This is a genomic window from Actinophytocola sp. (assembly GCF_035712165.1).
In the GTDB taxonomy this organism is placed as follows: domain Bacteria; phylum Actinomycetota; class Actinomycetes; order Mycobacteriales; family Pseudonocardiaceae; genus DASYTH01.
Genome location: NZ_DASTBH010000507.1, coordinates 1 through 4,721 on the forward strand (window position 1 = coordinate 1; position 4,721 = coordinate 4,721).

At 72.0% G+C, this 4,721-nt stretch carries 7 protein-coding genes; 5 read left to right on the forward strand and 2 right to left on the reverse strand.

The features are described 5' to 3' along the window. On the reverse strand, positions 1-844 hold an 844-nt coding region (locus tag VFO68_RS28745; RefSeq protein WP_325161543.1), incomplete at its 3' end, for a beta-propeller domain-containing protein. A gap of 66 nt (positions 845-910) precedes the next feature. On the opposite strand from VFO68_RS28745, the gene VFO68_RS28750 reads away from it, so the two are divergent. From VFO68_RS28750 to VFO68_RS28770, 5 genes are all read left to right on the forward strand, one after another. Then, entirely contained in the window at positions 911-1,654 is a 744-nt protein-coding gene (locus VFO68_RS28750) for an arginase family protein (protein WP_325161544.1), read from the forward strand. Positions 1,655-1,693: 39 nt separating this feature from the next. After that, positions 1,694-2,278, forward strand: a complete 585-nt coding sequence (locus tag VFO68_RS28755; RefSeq protein ID WP_414635595.1) for a DNA-binding protein — start codon at positions 1,694-1,696, stop codon at positions 2,276-2,278. A 3-nt stretch (positions 2,279-2,281) separates the two neighbouring features. Next, complete coding sequence (locus tag VFO68_RS28760; protein ID WP_325161546.1) at positions 2,282-2,935, forward strand: RES family NAD+ phosphorylase; 654 nt, start codon at positions 2,282-2,284, stop codon at positions 2,933-2,935. Positions 2,936-3,036: 101 nt separating this feature from the next. Beyond that, on the forward strand, positions 3,037-3,270 hold the full coding sequence (locus VFO68_RS28765; protein WP_325161547.1) for a hypothetical protein: 234 nt from the start codon (positions 3,037-3,039) through the stop codon (positions 3,268-3,270). Between the two features lie 23 nt (positions 3,271-3,293). Beyond that, a complete protein-coding gene (locus VFO68_RS28770) occupies positions 3,294-3,692 on the forward strand; it encodes a helix-turn-helix transcriptional regulator (RefSeq protein ID WP_325161549.1) in 399 nt (132 codons plus the stop codon). 116 nt (positions 3,693-3,808) lie between these two features. Here the strand turns inward: VFO68_RS28770 and VFO68_RS28775 are convergent. Further along, positions 3,809-4,721: TerC family protein (locus tag VFO68_RS28775; RefSeq protein ID WP_325161548.1), on the reverse strand; the 913-nt coding region annotated here is incomplete at its 5' end.

The window sequence follows — 4,721 nt, forward strand, 5'->3', positions numbered from 1 at the left end:
GGGCGTGCTCGACGATCGACCGGTTCTGCCGCAGCGCCTCACCCTCCGAGCGGGTGCCGTCCGGGTAGACGAACTCCAGGCGCGGCACCGAGCGCAGCACCACCCGCGCCACCGCGCCGGTCTGCCGGGCGTCGAGGTAGCCGCCGTCGACGGCGAGACTGCCGAGAACCCGTCCGGCGCCGGTGAGATCCACCAGCACCAGACGGGACTCGCCGGCCGGGGCGGGTTTGCCGCCGCGATCGACGATCGGTCCCGAACCGGCGCCGGTCACCACCAGGGCGCGGTCGCCGCTGGTCAGCAGCTGGCTGGCCGGCCCGCCGGGCAGGTCCAGGGTCGCGGTCAGCCGCCGGGACGCGACGTCGATCACCCGCAGCCGGCCGTCCGCGATGGTGATCAACCGCTGGCCGTCGGTCTTGACCAGATCGGGCTCGTCCACCCCGGCCTCATGGGTGTTCGTGGTGGAGTGGCCGGGAGCCGCCGGCTCCGCCTGCTTGTCCTTGGCCGCCCCGGCATCCGCACGGGGTGCGGCGGCGCCCGCCTCCGGCGCCGCGTTGACCGGCGCACCAGGCGGAATCGGGCCGCCGTCCGAGTCGGCGACGGACACGGTCTCTCCGGCCAGGCCGTACGGGCCGACCAGCGGCAGCGCGGCGCCGCGCAGCTCGGTCAGCGCCGACTCACAGGTGTCGTAGGCGACCAGGCTGACCCCGGACGCGCCGATCCGCTGGGTCCCCCGGTCGGCCGGACTCGGGTCGTCGTCGAGGACTGCGACCAGACCGATGAGCACTGCCCCCACGGCCAGGATCGGAATGCCGACCCGCAGCCCTTGCGATAAGTCCCGGTTCATACCCCCAGGACGCAGCATCGGCGCAATCCGGTTGCTCGCCGGTTTCGGCGCCTAACATCGGATCCCGTGCTGAACCGAATCCTGGTCCCCTACCACCTCGACGAGTACCTGCCGGATCTCGACGTGCCGGTCGGTCCGAACACGACGGTCACGGCCGATCTCGCCGGCGAGGACGTGTGGTCCCGGATCGCCGTGCTGTCGGCGGCGGTGGCCGAGGCGGTGCACCGGGCGCCGCGGCCGCTGGTCGTCTCCGGGGACTGCCTGACCGCGCTGGGAACGGTGACCGGCCTGCAGCGGGCCGGGCTGGATCCGGCCGTGGTGTGGTTCGACGCGCACGGCGACGTGCAGACGCTGGAGACCACGGCCTCGGGCTACCCGGGCGGGTTGTCGCTGCGGCTGCTGTGCGGCTACCGGACCGATCTCGTCGCGGACCCGATCGGGCTGCGCCCGGTGCCCGAGGAGCGGGCGGTGCTGGTGGACGCCCGGGACCTCGACCCGCCCGAGGCCGACTACCTCGCGACCGCGCCGCTGCGGCACGTCGCCGTCGCCGGGCTCGGCCCGGAGGTGCTGCCGGACGGCCCGATCTACCTGCACGTGGACCTCGACGTGCTGGACTCGGCGGACGTGCCGGGCCTGCGGTTCCCGGCGTCCGGCGGACCGTCCCGGGATGCGGTGGCCGCCGCGCTGAGCCGGGTGGTCGGCACAGGCCGGGTCTGCGCGATCGGCCTGGCCTGCACCTGGCGGCCCGGCCACGACGCGGCCACCGCCGTCGGCGCCGACATCGTCGAGGCGGTGGGAGCCTGGGGGTGACGCCCCGCACGAATGCGCACGCATGGCTACCATGGTGGGGTGACCGCTTCGCTGAGGACCGTGCTCGCCAAGGCAGGGCTGCGGGTTGATCCCGACGAGTTCCTGACCCTGGTCGAGGACGCCGCCCGGCAGTTGAGCCCCGCGGACCCGGATCCGGCGACCTACTTCACCGACGCGCAGCGCACCGCGCTGGCCGAGGTGGGCCTGGACCTCTCCCCCGCGACCGGCGACGACGCCGACCACCGCGCGCGCACCGTCGCCGCCCAGGCCGTGCTGCGCGACTCGGCACTGACCGTGGCCGACGCCGCCGGCACGATCGGCGTCGACACCAGCCGGGTGCGGCACCGCCTGCTCGCCCGCCGGTTGTCCGGCTGGAAGGACCGGGGCGGCTGGCGGTTGCCCGCCTGGCAGTTCACCGCCACCGGGGTGCTGGCCGGGCTGGAGACGGTGCTCGCCGCGATCGACGCGGACCAGCCGGCCCTCGTGATCGCCGCGTTCATGACCACCCCGCAACCGGACCTGCGGCTCGACGGCGCCCCCGCCACCCCTCGGCAGTGGCTGCTGGCCGGCGGGGATCCCGGTCCGGTCGCGGAACTCGCCGCGGTGCTGGGAACGCCCGCCTGACAGATGGCCCGGCTTCCCCAGCCACCCGAACCCGCCGCCCTGCGATCCCTGCTGCGCCCCGGCGAGGATGTGCTGTCGCTGGCCGCCGGCACCCGGCTGGTCCGGATCTTCGCCGCGGGCGGGCGGCACCGGCAGCGGTGGAACACCTTCCGGCGGTTCGGGCCGATGCCGCATGCCCGGTTCGATCCGCAGCCGCTCGGTCCGGACGGCCTGCCGGCGACCAGCCCGAACCAGGGCGTGATCTACTTCGGACTGTCCGCCCGCACCAGCGTGGCCGAGGTGTTCCAGGCATCGTCCATTGTGGATCGTTCCACCCGGCGGCCACAGCTCGTGGTGCTCCGGCCGCGCCGCACGCTGCGCCTGCTCGATCTGGCCGGCCTGTGGCCGACCCGGGCCGGGGCGTCCCAGGAGATCAGCACCGGGCCGAAGATCGTGACCCAGGCCTGGGCCCGGGCGATCCGCGCCGCGCACCCCGACCTGGACGGGCTGTGGTACCGGTCCTCGATGGACTCCGGCGACCCGGCGATCTGTCTGTGGGACCCGCTGTCCGGGACCGCGTTGCCGGCCGAACCCGACGTGCTGCTGCCGCTCGACCATCCCGGCCTGGACCTGCCGTTGGCCCGGATCTGCGCGCAACTGGGCTACATGCTGCTCTGAGGGGGTAGGGGTAACCCCACCCTGAACCGGGGTACTTCCCTGATGTTCCGGCTGTTCGGCTCGCAATAACGTGAGCCGCATCACGAACAGCAGGAGGAGCGATGAACCCGTATGACGATCACCCGCCCCAGGTCTCCGCCACTCCGCGCGTCTGGCTGGTCGCGCGGACCGGCTCGACCGCCGACCCGACCGACGGACCTGTGGTCCGGGACACCCGGATGCGGACCTGGCGGCCCGGTCCGGACGGCGCGTACCACTCCACCGACGGCTGGCACCACGCCACCTGGGCCGAACTGCACAGCCGGTTCGACCTGATCGAGGTCCTCGCCGCGTGACCGCGTGGGATGCTGGGCAGGTGATGCTGGAGGACCTGGTGCGGCTGCGGCGGGCCCGGGACCAGATGGACCGGGAGTACACCAAGCCGTTGGATGTGGCGGCACTGGCCCGCACCGCGCTGATGTCGCCGGGGCACTTCTCCCGGAGCTTCCGAACAGCCTTCGGGGAGTCGCCGTACAGCTACCTGATGACCCGCCGGATCGAGCGCGCCCAAGCACTGCTGCGCCGGGGGGATCTCAGCGTGACCGACGTGTGCTTCGCGGTGGGCTGCTCCTCGCTGGGGTCGTTCAGCTCGCGGTTCACCGAACTGGTCGGGGAGAGCCCGAGCGCCTACCGGGCCCGCGACCATGACGCGCTGGCCGGAATTCCGGCCTGCTCAGCCAAGATCCTCACCCGCCCGCTCAAGAACGGTAAGCAGTAAGGCCCTACCCCGCCAACAGCCACCTCAGGGGACCGTGACGGCACCCAGCCACATCCACCCGATCTCGACACCGTTCCCCGGAACGCAACGACCGCATTGAAATCCGGAGAGGCGGGTCAGTTGTCCGCCGGTGCCGGCTGCTTGGCGCCGGCGTCCGCCCGCCGCGCCGCCGCGTTGTCCCGGCGCGACTTGATGATGCTGGCACCGGCCGTGATGGCCAGCACACCGATGATCACCGACAGGGACAGGCCGATGTTGACCGTCGGCACCGGCACCGGAGCACCGCCGTTGATGAACGGCAGCGTGTTGGAGTGCAGCGCCTCCAGCACCATCTTCACCCCGATGAAGCCGAGGATGACGGCGAGCCCGATCGACAGGTAGTGCAGTTCCCGCAGCAGCCCGCCGAGCAGGAAGTACAGCTGACGCAGGCCCATCAGGGCGAAGGCGTTGGCGGTGAAGACCAGGAACGGCTCCTGGGTCAGCCCGAAGATCGCCGGGATGGAGTCGACCGCGAAAAGGATGTCCGCCGACCCGATCGCGACCATCACGATGAACAGCGGGGTGGCGAACCGCTTTCCGTCGATCTTGGTGAACACCTTGCCGTCGGCGTAGTCCTCGGTGACCGGGAAGAGCTTCCTGGCCCACCGGGTGAGCCGGTTCTCCTGGTACTCCTCGTCCTCGCCGCCGCCGATGCCGGACCGGGACAGCTTGTAGGCGGTGTAGACCAGGAACGCGCCGAAGAGGTAGAAAACCCAGCTGAACTGGGCGATCACCGCGGCGCCGACGGCGATGAAGATGCCGCGCAGGATGAGCGCCAGCAGGATGCCGACCAGGAGCACCTTGTGCTGATGGATCGGCGGCACCGCGAACGCCGACATGATCACCAGGAAGATGAACAGGTTGTCCACCGACAGCGAGTACTCGGTGAGCCAGCCCGCGAAGAACTCCCCGCCGTACTGAGACCCGGAGAGGGCCCACACGCCGATCCCGAACAGGACCGCCATCCCGACGTAGGCCGACAGGTAGGCG

Bases quoted from the DNA above. Each gene is read 5' to 3' on its own strand.
- VFO68_RS28760 (WP_325161546.1), top strand. From the start codon at position 2,282: ATGGCCCGGCTTCCCCAGCCACCCGAACCCGCCGCCCTGCGATCCCTG.
- VFO68_RS28765 (WP_325161547.1), top strand. From the start codon at position 3,037: ATGAACCCGTATGACGATCACCCGCCCCAGGTCTCCGCCACTCCGCGC.
- VFO68_RS28770 (WP_325161549.1), top strand. From the start codon at position 3,294: ATGCTGGAGGACCTGGTGCGGCTGCGGCGGGCCCGGGACCAGATGGAC.